The sequence below is a fragment of the Streptomyces sp. NPDC088354 genome, assembly GCF_044753585.1.
Lineage (GTDB): Bacteria > Actinomycetota > Actinomycetes > Streptomycetales > Streptomycetaceae > Actinacidiphila.
Genome location: NZ_JBIVNJ010000014.1, coordinates 109,052 through 123,888 on the forward strand (window position 1 = coordinate 109,052; position 14,837 = coordinate 123,888).

The window sequence follows — 14,837 nt, forward strand, 5'->3', positions numbered from 1 at the left end:
AGCGCGACGATCGGACCGCGCGCCTATGCTGGGCCCATCCGGAAGGGGGAGAGCGCCATGCGCGACACGGACCCCGGGCTCTTCGGGCCCGCCTCGGTGACCTGGCAGATCCACGGGGACCCCATGATGTGGGTCGCCGGAGTCAGGGCACTGTATCTGCAGGCTCTGCACCCCCGGGCCGTGCGGGGCGTCACGCAGAACTCCGACTTCCGCACCGACGCCTGGGGCCGGCTGCTGCGGACGGCGGACTTCGTCGGCACCATCACCTACGGGACGACCCTGGAGGCCGAGCGGGCCGGCGCGCGGGTGCGCGGCATCCACCGCAGGCTCAGCGCGCAGGACCCGGACAGCGGCGCGCAGTTCGGAGTCGACGACCCGGAACTCCTGCTGTGGGTGCACTGCGCGGAGATCGACTCCTATCTGTCCGTGGCCCGCGGCTCCGGCTACCGGCTGACCGACGCGCAGGCCGACGCCTACGTCGACGAACAGCGCGAGGCGGCGCGCCTGGTGGGCCTGGACCCGGCGGGCGTGCCGGCGGACACCGCCGAGCTGTCGGCGTACTTCGAAAAGATCCGCCCCGAACTGGCGCTCACCCCCGAGGCCCTGGAGGTCCACGCCTTCCTGCGCAGGCCGCCCGTGCCGACGGCGCTGCTGCCGGTGCGCGAGGCCGTGTGGGCGCAGGCCGCCGCCCTGGCGTACGCCGCGCTGCCGCCCTTCGCCCACGAACTGTACGGACGGCCCGCGCCGTCGGTGCCCGTGACGCTGCGGCGGCTGCGCGCCACGGGGCGCGTGCTGCGGGCGGTCCCGTCGTACCTGCGCTGGCAGTTGCCGCCCGGCCACATCCTGAAGGCGGTGGGCCGGCTGGGCCCGGGGACGCACCCGTCGGCGTACCGGCTGCGCGAACGGGCACGCGCCGGGATCTGACCCTGCTCCGCGCACGGGCGACGTGCCCCTCGGGGATATGCCCTTCGGCCGCCCGCGCGGCCATACTGGGGGAGGGGAGAACCGGGGAACGACGGGGGCGGCGCGCGGCATGAAGGCGGTACACGAGGGCGACACCCTGCTGCAGGGACGGTATCGGCTGCTGGAACGCATCGGCCGGGGCGGCATGGGCGAGGTCTGGCGGGCCGAGGACGAGGCGCTGGGGCGGGAGGTCGCCGTCAAGTGCCTGAAGCAGCTCAGCCCGGCGATGGACCCGTCGATGGGCCGGGTCCTGCAGGAGCGGTTCCGGCGCGAGGCCCGGGTCGCGGCGGCGCTGCCGCACCGGGGGATCACCGTCGTGCACGACTTCGGCGAGTACGAGGGCGTGCTCTTCCTCGTCATGGAACTGCTGGAGGGGCGGGACCTGCGGCGGCTGCTGGAGGACAACGGCGGCGAGCCGCTGCCCGTGGCGGACGTCACCGACATCGCCGCGCAGATCACCGACGCCCTCGCCTACACGCACGCGCGGGGCATCGTGCACCGCGACCTGAAGCCCGCCAACGTCGTGCGGCTCGCCGACGGCGCCGTCAAGATCTGCGACTTCGGCATCGCCCGGCTCGGCCACGACATCGGCTTCACCTCCCGGCTGACCGGGACCGGCATCGCCATGGGCACCCCGCACTACATGTCGCCGGAGCAGATCGGCGCCGACGAGGCGATCGACCACCGCAGCGACCTGTACTCGCTCGGCTGCGTGCTCTACGAACTGGCCACCGGAGCACCGCCGTTCGACTTCGACGACGCCTGGGCCGTCCTCGTCGGCCACCGCGACACCCCGCCCGTACCGCCGCGTGAGCGCCGCGGCGACATCCCGGCCGGGCTGGACCGCCTCATCCTCGACCTGCTCGCCAAGGATCCCGCGCACCGCCCGCAGAGCGCGGCCGACGTCGCCGGGCGGCTGGCGCCGCTGCGGGTCGCCGCCGTCGCCGTCCCCGACCCCGACGCCGCCCCGGCGGCCCCGGGGGACCTGCCGTCATGGGCCCGGCGGGCCCGGTTGCGGCCGGGCCCCCGCGGCCTGCGGGCGGCTGAGGCCCTGCCGGCGGCCGGCGCCGCCGACGCGCTGCGCACGTACGAGGACGTCGCCGCCGCGCGCGCCGGCCGCCTCGGCCCGGACCACCCCGACACGCTGGCCGCGCTCCAGGAGGCGGCGTACACCCTCGGCCGGCTGGGCCGCCACACCGAGGCGCACGCGGCGTACGCCACCGTGCTGGCCGCCCGCGAACGCCGGCAGGGCGCCGACCACCCCGACACGCTGCACTGCCGGCACAACCTCGCCGTGACACTGGGGCGCCTGGGCCGCATCGCCGACGCCCACACGCTCGCGGCCGAGGTGGCCGCCTCCCGCGCCCGGGTCCTCGGCCCGGACCACCCCGACACGCTCACCACCTGCGGGGAGACGGCGCGCCTGCTCGACCTGCTGGGCCGCTGGTCCGAGGCCCGCCTGGAGTACGACCGGATCGCCGCCACGCGGGCCCGCGCGCTCGGCCCCGAGCATCCGCAGACCCTGGCCGCACGACACGAACTGGGCGCCTGCCTCGGCCGCATGGGCATGTACGCCGAGGCGTGCGCGCTCTACGCCGACCTGGCCGAGGTCCGCGCCCGGGTCAGTGGTCCCGATCACCCCGAGACGCTCCGCGCCCGGCACGGCCTCGGCGTCACCCTGGGTCGCCTCGGGCGCTGGCCGGACGCACTGGCCGAGGCCCGCGCGGTCGCGGAGGTCCGCGGACGCACGCTGGGCGCCGACCACCGGGACACCCTCGTCAGCCGCCGCGAGGCCGCCGTCGCGCTGGGCTGGCTCGGGCAGTGGGACGAGGCCCTGACCCTGCACGGCGAGGTGGCGACGGCGCGCGAACGCGTCCTGGGCGCGGACCATCCCGATACGCAGGCCAGCCGCGCCGACGAGGCCCAGTGCCGGGAGCGCCTCGGGCGCCCGGCGGGTGCGGCGGCCGCCGCGGCGGCCGGTCAGCCCGGCTGACGTACCGTCAGGATGCCGGTTCCGCAGGCAGGTCCGCGGCCGCGGCCGTCGCCCGGGGAGCCCGGTGCCGGAATCAGACCGTGGACGCCCCGCGTGAACAGCCCGGTGCGGTCGCCCGCATGAACGATTCCGCCGGGGAACGGGCCTGCCCGCTGCACGGACCCGGGCTGCCCGCCGAGGCCCTCGTCGGGAGGCGGCTGGAGCGCGTGGTCACCTTCTGGCACCGATCCGAGGCCGCGGCTCCGAGCGGTCCCCTGGACGTGTGGCTGATCGACGCCACCGGGGCGTTCGCGCACCTCGCCACCGGCTCCGACTGGTGCCTGATCGTGGCCGGGGGGCAGCCGCACACGGGCTGGGACATGGGAGCGCACGGCCGGGTCGAGGTCGGGCCGCTCGCGGACGGGACGCCGTTCGGGCCCCATCTCGGGCAGCTCGTGACGGCGGTCGGCGAGGAGTACGACGGGCACACGGGGCGCGTCGCGGCCGAGATCGCGTTCGCCACCGGACGGGTGCGGTGCGAGAGCCGGGCGGGGGAGCTGCGGGTGACCTGATCGGGGGGTCGCCGGGGCGCCCCGCGGGGCGGGGGCGCCTACTGTGGGGGTGGTGGTCGGTGGAGGGAGGCGCGTCCGATGATCCGACCCGTGACCGTGGGCCTGGACAGGTCGCCGGAGAGCCGCGCGGCGATGCGCTGGGCGGCGTGCGAGGCGGTGCGGCGGAACGTGCCGCTGCGTGTGGTGCACGCGGGCGGCCACCCGTACGGGGACGCGATGCTGCGCGAGGCCGCGGACGAGCTCACGTCCAGCCATCCCGGGCTGGCGGTGACCACGGACGTGGCGGACGCCCCGCCGGCCGAGCTGCTGGTCGCGGAGGCCGGGCGGAGCGAGCTGCTGGCGCTGGGTTCGCAGGGACTGAGCGGGCTGTCGGGTTACGTCGTGGGTTCGGTCGGCCAGGCCACGCTGGCCCGGGCGACGCGCCCGGTCGTGGTCGTCCGCGAGGGTGACTGCGCGCCCGAGGTGCGGGACCCCCGGCCGGTCGTGCTCGGTCTGGCGCTGCGGCAGGGGGCCGCCGATGTGACCGCCTTCGCCGTGGAGACCGCGCAGCGCGGTGGCACGCCCCTGCGGGCGGTTCACACCTGGTCGTATCCGCCGACCTACCGGTACGCCCCGGCGGCGATGGACCCCGCCTGCGGCGCGGAGATCGGGGCCGGCGAGAAGCACGCCGTCGCGGCCGCGCTGGACCCCTGGCGGGAGAAGGCGCCCGGTGTGGAGATCACCCAGGAGGTCGTCGCGGGCAATGCCGCGCAAGCGCTCGTGCGTGCCGCGGCCGGCGCGGGTCTGCTGGTCATCGGCCGTCACACCCACCTGCCCGCCTGCCTCGGGCCGACGGCGCACGCCGTGCTGCACCACGCTCCCTGCCCGGTCGCCGTGGTCCCGTACGAGTGACCCCCGCGGCGGCGGGGTAGCGTCCGGCGCGTGGACGATCTTCTGACAACGCACGTGAACGGCATCCGGCTGGCCTACCGCACCTGGGGCGATCCCGGCGCCCCGCCCCTGGTCCTGCTGCACGGGCGCGGTTCGGACGGCGCGGACTGGGCGCCGGTCGTCCCCGCGCTGGCCCGGACGCACCGGGTGCTCGCGCCCGATCTGCGGGGACACGGTGCCAGCGAGCGGCCGGGGGAGTACGCCTTCGAGGCCATGCGCGACGACGTCGTGGGCCTCCTCGACGCGCTCGGTCTGGAGAAGGCGGCGTTGGCCGGGCACTCCATGGGCGGGGTCGTGGCGTACCTGCTGGCCGCCGCCCGTCCGGAGCGGCTGACCGCACTCGTCCTGGAGGAGCCCGTGCCGCCGGACCCCGCGGTGCCGCCGCGGACGGTGCCCACTGGTCCGGAGGGCGGGGAGAGGTTCGACTGGAGGGTCGTCGCGGCCGTCAACCGGTGGATCAACGCCCCCGATCCCGGTTGGTGGGACCTGCTGGGCCGGATCACCTGCCCCACGCTCGTGATCGCCGGAGGTCCGGCCAGTCACGTCTCCCAGGACGGGATCGAGCGGATCGCCGCCCGCATCCCCGGAGCACGACTGGTGGCGACCGGGGCCGGGCACCTGGTCCACGAGGACGACCCGGAGCGCTTCCTCGAGGAGGTCAGCGCGTTCCTGGCTGGTCCTCGCCGCCCGTGACCGGCAGCCCGGCGGCCCGCCAGGCCTGGAAGCCGCCTTCGAGGTCGGTGGCGCGCGGCAGCCCGATGTCGTGCAGGGAGGCGGCGGCGAGGCTGGAGGTGTAGCCCTCCGAGCAGGCGACGATCCAGCGCACCTCGTGCCCGGTCGCCTCGGGGATGCGCGCGTCGCTGAGCGGGTCGAGCCGCCACTCCAGCACATTGCGCTCGATGACCAGCGCGTCGGCGAACTCGCCCTCCCGTGCCCGCTGCGCGGCCGGCCGGATGTCGACGAGCAGCGCCTCGCCCGCGGCGAGTTCGGCCGCCGCCTCGTGGGGGCCGATCCTGCGCAGCCGTTCCCGGGCCCGGGCGAGCATCCGGTCGATGCCGGACGGGACGGGGGCTGCGGCGGGCCCGGTCATCGGACCACCTCCGGGAGGACTGCGGACGGTGACGGTGACAGGGACGGCGGCGGTGGCGGGGGCGAAGCCGGCACGGCCGCCGGTTCCGGAGCGTCGGTCAGCACCGTGCGCGTACGGCGCAGCGAGCCGGTGTCGTCGACCGCGTAGTAGGCCATCGCGGTCAGCGGCGGCGAGTAGGCGTGCACGCTCACCGCCGGCGCGGCGGAGGCGTTGACGACGTCGTGCACGTGCCCGAGGGGGAAGCCGGCGCCGCGCCCCGCCGCGAGCTCGCGTCCGGTGATCCGGCCGCGGCCCTCGCGGTCGTACGTCCAGCGGTGCTCGGTCAGGGCGCCGCTGACCACGGTGAGCGCGCCGAGCGACCCCGCATGGTCGTGGAGTTCGGTGGAGGTGTCGCGGGGCCAGGTGATCAGCCAGACGTCGACGTAGGGATCTTGGTGCAGTCGCGTGTACCAGCGGCCCTCCGCCAGGTGGACGGGCTGGTGGGTGCCGTTCGCGACGGCTTCCGCGTAGCCGCGCACCAGGGCGCGCAACTGGGGGAGGACGAGCGGGGTGGGACCGCCCGCCCTGTCGTGCAGGGCCATGGGAATCGCTCCGGAGCAGTGATCGCTCGACGCCCCGGACACATCGGGGGGCCGTCGCGAGGGTCGGTCGGGACGAGGCGGACGTCAGCCCCGGCGACAGCTCTGGTCGAAGTGATGCGCACGGCGGCCGGGCCACAGCGGCCCCAAGTTCCAGATGTTCGTGCGCATGAGCCCATGAAACCACAGGACGCGTCCCGCGTCGCGCCCCTGATCGCACTCGTCACACGGGCGAAACACGACCGGCGATCGTCCGTGCGCAGTCCATGGACTCCGTGTGTGTCGTGTCCACTTCGAGGTCGTAGATCACTCCGCGGTGCACCAGGGGGGCCTGCGCGGCCGCCATGCCGGGCAGGCGGTCGCCGCGCGCGGTCTCGCGCCCCGCGGCGACCCCGGGGTCGCAACGCACCCCGACCCACAGGACGTCCAGCCCAGCCAGGGCACGCCGCCAGCGGTCCTGCGACGCCGCACCGCCGAGGAACCCCTCGTCCACGATCACCCGGGCCCCCGAACGTGCCATCTCCCCGATGCCGCGGGCCCACGCCTCGTCCAGCGCCCGGAACCCGCTCCGACCGCGACCTCGCCGTCCGCGCCGAAGGCGATGCCGAGTCCGGAGTCCGAGCCGCGCAGCGCGGCCGGCATCGCCTCGATCAGGGTGTCGACGCCGAAGGTGAGCCAGGTGTCCGGGAGCAGCAGCGCCTGGGGGCAGCGCGCGATGCCGGACTTGCCGGAACTGGAGCCGCCGTTCAGAACGATCACGCGGGGAGCCACCGTGTCAGGCCAGGTGCCCGCCGCCACGGCACGCGACTCAATTGCCGCCGGGCACCCGGCGGGAGAACCGGCGCAGCCGTTCCGCCTCCTGCGGCAGCAGGTTGGGGTTGGTGAACCGGGCGGCGACCGCCTCGGCCAGGCGCGGGGCCGGGTCCACGGCGCAGTCCTTGAGGAATCCGCGCAGCAGGACCCGGACTCCGGCGCGCTGCATCCTGCCGAGCACCACCCCGCGCAGTATGGCCACGGTCAGCGCGGCGTCCGCGGCCGGATCGCCGGCCGCGGCGGTGCGCCAGTCGATGAGCACCGGTCCGCCGGGGGTGAGGACCACGTTCTCGGGGTGCAGGTCCAGGTGAAGGACGCGGTCGGCGCCCTCGCGGCCGGTGGGGAAGCGCCGCGGCAGCCAGCCGGGGGCCGGGACGCGGTGCAGCGCGGACTGCAGGCGGCCCAGCGTGCGCCCGTGCGCATGGGCGAGCCAGGGGCGGCGCCCGAGGTCCTGAGCCATGGTGGGGCCGGTGAGCCTGTCCATGACGATGTCGGTGTCGGTCACGTCGTGGACGCGCGGCACCGGGCAGCCCCGTGCGGCGAGGTACGCCATGAGGCGGGCCTCCTCGCGCACCGGGCCACCGTCCCGGTAGCGGCGCAGCACACGGGAGCCGTCCAGGGCGAAGACGTCGGCGTCCCGGCCGCGGCCGATCAGTTCCACAGCGCGGCGGCGAGCCCGGCGGCCGTGGCGACCTTCCCGAAGCGCGGGAGGTCCTGCGCGACGGCGGCGCTGTGCTCCTCGGCTGTCAGGGCGGCCATCGCGTCCTCGGCGAAGTGGAGTTCGTAGTCGTGGTCGGCGGCGGCCCGCGCGGTGGACTCCACGCCCATGTTGGTGGCGACGCCGCACAGCACCAGGGTGTCGATGCCCTGCCCGCGCAGCAGTTCGTCCAGGCCGGTGCGGTGGAACGCGCCGACCGTGCGCTTGACGACCACGGTGTCGCCGTCCTCGGCCAGGCCTTCCACCAGGTCGCTGCCGGGCGGCTGCTCGTCGACCCCGGGGCGTTCGACCCGCACGAGGAAGACCGGCGCCCCCGCCTTGCGGAACGCCGCGGCGAGCGCCGAGGACGCGGCGACGACCTCCTGCCCGGAGTGCGGGGCCAACGGCAGGCCCACGATGCGGTCCATCAGGTCGATCACGACAAGTGCCGTGCGCTGCGGGTCGAGACGCGTCATGGGCACACCCTAGGCACCCGCGCCGTGACGCGCCCCGGTGAAGCGGAAATCGGCGGCCGGAGGCGCGTATTCCGTGGTGGCGGGCACAAGGCCGCTCCTCGCGGACCGGGACGACGGCCGCGCCCAGAGTGCCGCGTCGAGCTTCTCCCGACGGTACGCCGACGGACCGTACGCCCATCTGCGCGGGCGGGACATCGCGCGCGCCGACGCCCGCCCGGGGCGCGGACGGGGGCGCACCCGGCGGAGGACCGGTCCGGTCCGGCCACCCCGGAGGGTGACGCGGGCATGAACCCGTACCGGGGCCGGGCAGGTTCTCCCATGACCTGTCCGGGCCACGGCACCCTCGCTAGGCTGGCCCGGACGACGCAGTCGGGAGGAGCACGGACGTGGCCGAGAGCACGATCGGATCGCCGCTGGCGGGCGGAACGAAGCCGCAGCTGGATCTGGCGAACGCCGAGTGGCAGTCGAGCAGCCAGGGGACGGGCGATGTCCAGATCGCCTTCGTCGAGGGCTACATCGCGATGAGGGACGGCCGCAACCCCGAGGGGCCCTCCCTGGTCTTCACGCCCGCCGAGTGGCGCGCCTTCGTCCTCGGCGCCCGCGACGGCGAGTTCGACCTGACGTAGCGGGCCGCCCCCCGCGTCATCCGGGCGGGTGCGGCGCGCGCCTCGCGGTCGCCCGCCCCAGGGCCATCCGGGTCCCCGAGAGCGGACGCCCCCGGGCCGGCAGGCCGCCGGCCCGGGCGGCCCCCGCAGGGTCGTCCCCGCCGGTCGTCCCGGCCCGGTCGTCAGGGCCTCGATCATTCTTGACGGGTCGTCATGTCATCGATACGCTCACAACGTGGCGTTCCCTCTGAACTGCTGGCGCGCGACGCGCTGTTGAGCGCGACACGGAGTGTCCTGCCCGTGCGCCCGCTCCGGCGGAATGTTCCGGCCGCTCTTCCGCACGATGCCGAACGAAGTCGATCACGGCGCGGACGATTGCGAACAGGGGACACCAGTTCACATTTATCCACTCACCCAGCGTCCCCGGGGGCGTACGCTGAGACGTCACCGGACAGGCGTCCGGATGTCTGCGGCGCGCTCCGGCGCGCGCCGGGTCAGGGCCATCAGGGCCAGGGGGTGCACACATGACACAGCGCACGCCGAAGTCCCGGCGGCCACTGCTGGAACGCGAAGCGGAACTGGTGGCCGTCGACGAGGCGTTGGCCGAACTCACCGGCATCAGGTCCGACGGCGCCCAGCAGCACGCCGGTCCGCGCCGCGGCGGTCTGCTCGCCGTCGCCGCCCCGGCCGGACTGGGCAAGACGACCCTGCTCACCGAGACCCGCCGCCGGGCCTCCGCGCTCGGCTGCACCGTGCTCTTCGCGCGCGGCGGCGACCAGGAGCAGGGCGTCGCCTTCCACGTCGCCCGCCAGTTGCTGCAGCCCCAGCTCGCCGGCGCCGGCGAGGCGGAACTCCGCAACACGCTGGGCAGTTGGTACGGCATCGTCGGTCCCGCGCTCGGCCTGTGCAGCGCCGAGGGCGGCGCGCCCCCTGACCCCCAGGGCATCGGCGACGGGCTCGACTGGGTCCTCACCCACATCGCCGTCCGGCGCGCCCCCGTGGTGCTCGTCCTCGACGACGCCCACTGGGCCGACCCCGAGTCCCTGCGCTGGCTCTCCTCCTTCGCGCCCCGCGCAGAGGAGCTGCCCATGCTCGTCGTCGTCGCCTACCGGCCCGACGAACTCCCCGCCACCGCCGAGGCGTTCCGGGGCCTGCCCGACCGCTCCGGGAGCCGCCCGCTCGGCCTGGAGCCGCTGAGCGCCGCGGCCATCGGGCAGTTGGTCCGCGCCACGGTCGGCGACCACGCGGACGACGCCTTCTGCCGCGAGTGCTGGGCCGTCACCGCCGGCAACCCCTTCGAGGCCGTGGAACTCACCGCCAAGGTCGTCGACCGGCGGCTGAACCCCGAGGAGTCCAGCGCCCACCTGCTGCGCGACCTGGCGGCCGCCGCCAAGGGCAGCGGGCTCATCGCCCGGCTGGAACGCCTCGGTGCCTCCACCGTACGCATGGCCTGGGCCGCCGCCGTCCTGGGCACCTCCATCTCCCCGGCGATCGCCGCCAGCGTGGCGGGCCTGGGCGGCGAGGAGGCCGCCGACGCGGCGGACCGGCTGCGCAAGGCCCGCATCCTCACCGGCAGCGACATCCTGGAGTTCGTCCACCCGCTGATCGCCACCGCGGTCTACCGGGCGATCCCCGACGCGATCCGCGTCGCCCTACACGGCCAGGCCGCCTGGTCGGTCGTCGACGCGGGCCTCGGGCCCTCCGTCGCGGCCCGGCACCTGCTGGAGACCCACCCGGAGGGCGACCCCTGGGTCGTCGCGCAGCTCCGCCAGGCCGCCCGCGACACCACCCGCGCCGGTGCCCCGGACGCGGCCCGCCGCTACCTGGCCCGCGCCCTGCGCGAACCCCCCGCCTACGACGACCGGGCCGCGGTCCTCTTCGAACTCGGCTGCTCCTCGCTGCTGAGCGAGCCGGCCACCACCGTCAACCACCTCCGCGCGGCGCTGGAGGAGCCCATCGCCGATGCCGGGCTGCGCGACGCGATCATCTACCGGCTCTCCCAGGCCCTCGCCCACTCCGACCGGCTGGGCGAGGCCGCCGACACCGTGGGCCAGGCCGCCCGCACCGCGAGCAGCGCCCGTACCCGCCTGCGCATGCAGGAAGAGCAGTTCATGTGGGACGCCTTCCGCAGCGACGAGCAGGACTCGCCGGCCCGTTCCCGCCGGCTGGCCCGCCTCGCCGACCGGCTCACCGGCCGCGACCTCACCGAGCGGTACATCATCGGCCTGCGCGCCTGGGACGCCACCCTGCGCGGGGAGCCCGCGGAGACCGCCCTGGCCCACTCCGACCGCGCCCTGACCGGCAGCCTGCCGTGGGCCAACGAGGACTTCGGATTCGAGGTCCCGGTCCTCGTCGCCATGACCTACATGTACGCCGACCGGCCGGGCCGCGCGGAGGAGCTGTTCGCCGTCGGCATCGGCGACTACGAGCGCCAAGGCTGGCGCGGCGCCCACCTCGCCTTCGGCTACTCCCTGCTCGGCTACGTCCGCTACCGCCGCGGCCGCCTCGCCGAGGCCGAGGACTTCGCCCGCGACGGCCTGCGCCTGGCGGACCGCGTCGGCCGGGGCACCCCGGTGCTCTGGTACAGCGTCGCCATCCTCGTCACGATCCTGGTGGCCCGGGGCCGGGTGACGGAGGCCACCGCCCTCGCGGAGGAGTACGAGTTCGGGGAGCCCTTCCCCGCGGCCGTCACCTTCCCCGACGCCCAGACCGTCTACGGCGAGCTGCTGCTCGCCCGCGGCCTGGTCAGGGACGCCATCACCCAGCTGAGCACCGTCGGCCGGCGCCTCGACCCGCGCGGCATGCGCAACCCCGCGTGGAGCCCGTGGCAACTCCACCTCGCGCTCGCCGAGGCCCAGGACACTCCCGACCGGGCCCGCGCCACCGCCGCGGAAGCCGTCGAACGCGCTCGCCAGTACGGCACCCCCTCTGCCATCGGCCAGGCACTGCGGGTCGCCGCCGAGGTCGCCCCCGAGCCCGAACGGCTCAAGCTGCTCCAAGAGGCCGTCAGCCATCTGGAGCGTTCGCCCGCCGGCTACGAACTGGCCAGGGCGCTGGTCGACCACGGCGCCGCCCTGCGCCGCGAGGCCCACCTCCAGGAAGCCGCCGAGCAGCTCTACCGCGGGCTGGAGACCGCCGTCCACTGCGGCGCCGACGCCCTCGCCGAGCGCGCCCGTGACGAACTGGCCGCCGCCGGACTGCGACCGCGACGACTGCGCGCCACCGAGACCGACGCGCTCTCCGCGCAGGAACGGGCGGCCGCCGCGTACGCCGCCCAGGGCATGGACGAGGCCGCCGTCGCGGCCGCGCTCGGCGTCGACGGCGACACCGTCACCCGCCTGCTCTCCGCGGTCTACCGCAAGATCGGCACCGACCGGGCGGGGCTGCCACGAGCCCTGTCGGTCTAGGACTGCGGCCCCGGGCACGCACGCCGCCCGGGGACCGTACGATGGGCGCATGTCGTTCCTCCGCCGCCGCAGTGCCGCAACGCCCACAGGGCCGGAATTCGACGTCCTGGCCATGGACCCGGGCGACTGGCCGGGCGAACTGGGCGCCGGGCTGCTGCCCGGGGAGGACGGCAGCTGCCAGGGCATCTTCCTGCGCTACGACCTGTTCGGCGGCCGCGGCCCCGCCATGCTGATCGGCAACCTCCCCGAGGGCTCACCGGCCCGCGACCTCGAAGAGGGCCAGCCCCCGTTCGAGGTCGCCCAGCTGCTCGCCGCACTCGGCAACGAGGAGCCGGTCGAGGTCGTCGGCACCGAGGACACCCCGGTCATGCACGGCGACAACCTGCTGATCGTCCGGAGGATCAAGCTCTCCGAGGGGCGCGTGTCCTGCACCCAGTTCGACCGCAGCGACGGTGTGCTGGTCACCATCGCCACCTGGGACCGGCCGATCACCGACGACCTCTACCAGTTGCTCAAGCCCCTGCCCGCGGAAATGTTCCAGCAGGGCTGAACCCGGCCTCCGACGGCAGCACGGTCACGTCTTCGGCCTTCACATAGGCCACCCGGTGGCCGAACTGGATCTCGTAGTAGACCTGTCGGCCGCGCACCACCACGTGCTGCGCGGCGTCGAAGGTGACCGCACGGAAGTACTCGCCGTGCGTCGCCTCCCCGACCACGTACCGCTGCCCCGCGAGCAGCTTGTACGGCAGCGGTGCGTCCGGCTGCACCGGCACCCCGGCCGGATACGCGGCCGCCTCCGGGAAGGCCCGTCCGTACACCGGGACGTCGGTGCGCCCGTCCTTCGGGGTGACCACCCAGCCGTGCCCGTACAGGGCGGTCGGCTCGGTGGGCGGGTTGCGGAACCACGCCTCCTGGCCGAGGTACCAGATCGCCGTCCAGTCGCCGCGGCGCTCCGCGACGGCGTACTGCTGACCCGTGGACGCCCGGGCGCCGGTGTCGTTGACCTCGGTCGTCGAGTCGCCGGCCGGATGCAGGCCGATGTCCCTCACCAGAGGAGCGTCCTCGCGCGGCTCGGAGTACAGCCGCACGGCCTCGGAGCCGCGGACGGGGCAGGTGTCGCCCGCGGTCGTGCAGCCGGTGTACGCGGGGCGGTTGGCGTCGTAGTCCGGGGCGATGGTCACCAGGCCGCCCGCCGGGCCGGAGGTGGCGTGGAAGGGCGCGCCCATCAGCCGGAACCAGTGCGCCCAGTCCCAGTAGGGGCCGGGGTCGGTGTGCATACCGGCGATGTAGGCGGACGTGGTCCCCGGGACGTTGTCGTGACCGAGGATGTGCTGCCGGTCGAGCGGGATGCCGTACCGCTGCGCGAGATGGCGCACGAGGCGCGCCGACGCCCGGTACATCGCCTCGGTGTACCAGGTGCCCGGGTCGGTCAGGAAGCCCTCGTGCTCGACGCCGATCGACTTGGCGTTGACGTACCAGTTGCCGGCGTGCCACCCGACGTCCTTGGTCCTCACATGCTGGTCGATGTGGCCGTCCGCCGAGCGGACGGTGTAGTGCCAGGCCAGGTAGTCGGGCTTCTGCACCAGTTGGAGCGAGGTGTCCCAGGTGGCCTCGGTGTCGTGGACGACGATGTAGTCGATCGACTGGTCGTGGGGGCGGTCGGCGAGGTCGTGATTGCCGTAGTTCTTGTCGCCGTACTCGGTGTACGGCGCGGGCAGCCACTCGCACGCCACCGTCCACGGGCACTCGGTCCCGTCCCGCTCGGTGTCGTGCAGTCCCAGCGTGTGAACCTGGGCGCGGTGCGGGGTCAGCCCCGGATGCGCCGCCAGGGCCACCTGCTGGCCGTCGTCGGTGGTGCGCGCGATGCCGTCCCGGATCACCAGGAAGACGTCGTCGGCGAAGGAGGCCGCGGTCGCGGTGTCGTCGGCGCCCGAGTAGCGGGCGACCGCTCCGTACCACTGGGCGGGGTCCGAACTCAGGGGCGCACCGGAGGACTTCTGTGCCTGGGCGAGGAGCGCCGCACCGCCCTGGACGTTCGCGGAGGCGTGCCGGCGCAGATCGGCGGCGCGCAGGCCGGTGAGCCGGGCCGCGCGGTCGAGCGTGGTCAGTGCGGCGGGCAGTGCGCGCGCCGTCCGGGTGGTCAGGCCGACGTCATCGAGCGGTCGTTGCTCGTTGCCGCGCGGGTCCTCCCCGCCGTCACCCCGCTGGGGGAAGTCGGCGAGTGCCGTGCGGGCGTCGGTCAGATGCATGGGCCCGTAGCCGGCGGTGACGCTGGGCAGCCCGTGGTGGGTGTCCCAGCGCGACTCCAGGTAGGAGACGCCCAGCAGGACGCTCTCCGGTACCCGGTAGCGCGCGGACGCGTCCGTGAAGGCCTGTTGCAGCGGCGCCCGGCGAGCGGGCGCTGTCGCGCCCGCGGCGGGTGCGGGCGGGAGTGCCGACAGCAACGCGCCCACGGCGACACCCGCCGTGGCCGCGGTGACGACCTTCCGGTACCGGCGTCTCGCGGGGTGGGGGGTGACTCCTCGCACTGCAGCCTCCTGTGTGACGCACGGGGCCGATCGGAAACCACAGAGGTATCCCGAGGCCGATCATCCGTCAACTACCCGAGGGAAGTGCGTTTGTGCATGTCAGCGCCCGTGTCGCCGTCTTTCCTGACACGGGCGCCGTGGCCTGCGGTGCGTCAGTGGAGTGGACCACTGGTGCCCGTTCGGTCCCGGCCGACGGGCCGTGTGCC

At 75.1% G+C, this 14,837-nt stretch carries 13 protein-coding genes and 1 pseudogene; 8 read left to right on the forward strand and 6 right to left on the reverse strand.

Translation table 11 applies throughout. The annotated features are described in order from the left end of the window. Positions 1 to 57 precede the first annotated feature (57 nt). The 5 genes from ACIP98_RS21870 (at position 58) to ACIP98_RS21890 (ending at position 5,130) form a co-directional block, all read left to right on the forward strand. Positions 58 to 924: an oxygenase MpaB family protein gene (locus ACIP98_RS21870; RefSeq protein WP_401977524.1), complete on the forward strand. Its 867-nt coding sequence runs from the start codon at positions 58 to 60 to the stop codon at positions 922 to 924. Positions 925 to 1,033: 109 nt separating this feature from the next. Continuing rightward, positions 1,034 to 2,956 carry a tetratricopeptide repeat protein gene (locus ACIP98_RS21875; RefSeq protein ID WP_401977526.1) on the forward strand — a complete coding sequence of 641 codons (1,923 nt, stop codon included), beginning with the start codon at positions 1,034 to 1,036 and terminating at the stop codon, positions 2,954 to 2,956. 119 nt (positions 2,957 to 3,075) lie between these two features. Continuing rightward, positions 3,076 to 3,507, forward strand: a complete 432-nt coding sequence (locus ACIP98_RS21880) for a hypothetical protein (RefSeq protein WP_401977527.1) — start codon at positions 3,076 to 3,078, stop codon at positions 3,505 to 3,507. A gap of 78 nt (positions 3,508 to 3,585) precedes the next feature. Next, positions 3,586 to 4,398, forward strand: coding sequence for a universal stress protein (locus ACIP98_RS21885; RefSeq protein WP_319665864.1), 813 nt, complete (start codon positions 3,586 to 3,588; stop codon positions 4,396 to 4,398). A gap of 30 nt (positions 4,399 to 4,428) precedes the next feature. Then, positions 4,429 to 5,130: an alpha/beta fold hydrolase gene (locus tag ACIP98_RS21890; RefSeq protein ID WP_319665865.1), complete on the forward strand. Its 702-nt coding sequence runs from the start codon at positions 4,429 to 4,431 to the stop codon at positions 5,128 to 5,130. Here the strand turns inward: ACIP98_RS21890 and ACIP98_RS21895 are convergent. The 5 genes and pseudogenes from ACIP98_RS21895 to ACIP98_RS21915 form a co-directional block, all read right to left on the reverse strand. Next, positions 5,096 to 5,527, reverse strand: coding sequence for a rhodanese-like domain-containing protein (locus ACIP98_RS21895; RefSeq protein WP_319665866.1), 432 nt, complete (start codon positions 5,525 to 5,527; stop codon positions 5,096 to 5,098). The genes ACIP98_RS21890 and ACIP98_RS21895 overlap by 35 nt on opposite strands. Beyond that, complete coding sequence (locus ACIP98_RS21900) at positions 5,524 to 6,108, reverse strand: cysteine dioxygenase family protein (protein ID WP_319665867.1); 585 nt, start codon at positions 6,106 to 6,108, stop codon at positions 5,524 to 5,526. Before ACIP98_RS21900 ends, ACIP98_RS21895 begins: the two co-directional genes overlap by 4 nt. 220 nt (positions 6,109 to 6,328) lie before the next feature. After that, a pseudogene (gene cpt / locus ACIP98_RS21905) lies at positions 6,329 to 6,864 on the reverse strand (chloramphenicol phosphotransferase CPT). Between the two features lie 49 nt (positions 6,865 to 6,913). Further along, complete coding sequence (locus ACIP98_RS21910) at positions 6,914 to 7,579, reverse strand: phosphotransferase (RefSeq protein WP_401977530.1); 666 nt, start codon at positions 7,577 to 7,579, stop codon at positions 6,914 to 6,916. Further along, entirely contained in the window at positions 7,570 to 8,091 is a 522-nt protein-coding gene (locus ACIP98_RS21915) for an isochorismatase family protein (RefSeq protein WP_319665869.1), read from the reverse strand. Before ACIP98_RS21915 ends, ACIP98_RS21910 begins: the two co-directional genes overlap by 10 nt. Before the next feature lie 386 nt (positions 8,092 to 8,477). On the opposite strand from ACIP98_RS21915, the gene ACIP98_RS21920 reads away from it, so the two are divergent. From ACIP98_RS21920 to ACIP98_RS21930, 3 genes are all read left to right on the forward strand, one after another. Continuing rightward, positions 8,478 to 8,717, forward strand: coding sequence for a DUF397 domain-containing protein (locus tag ACIP98_RS21920; protein WP_319665870.1), 240 nt, complete (start codon positions 8,478 to 8,480; stop codon positions 8,715 to 8,717). A 503-nt stretch (positions 8,718 to 9,220) separates the two neighbouring features. Beyond that, positions 9,221 to 12,103, forward strand: a complete 2,883-nt coding sequence (locus ACIP98_RS21925; protein WP_319665871.1) for an AAA family ATPase — start codon at positions 9,221 to 9,223, stop codon at positions 12,101 to 12,103. A 49-nt stretch (positions 12,104 to 12,152) separates the two neighbouring features. Next, on the forward strand, positions 12,153 to 12,653 hold the full coding sequence (locus ACIP98_RS21930) for a hypothetical protein (protein ID WP_319665872.1): 501 nt from the start codon (positions 12,153 to 12,155) through the stop codon (positions 12,651 to 12,653). On the opposite strand, the gene ACIP98_RS21935 is transcribed toward ACIP98_RS21930, so the two are convergent. Continuing rightward, entirely contained in the window at positions 12,616 to 14,631 is a 2,016-nt protein-coding gene (locus ACIP98_RS21935; protein WP_401977533.1) for an N-acetylmuramoyl-L-alanine amidase, read from the reverse strand. The genes ACIP98_RS21930 and ACIP98_RS21935 overlap by 38 nt on opposite strands. Positions 14,632 to 14,837 lie beyond the last annotated feature (206 nt).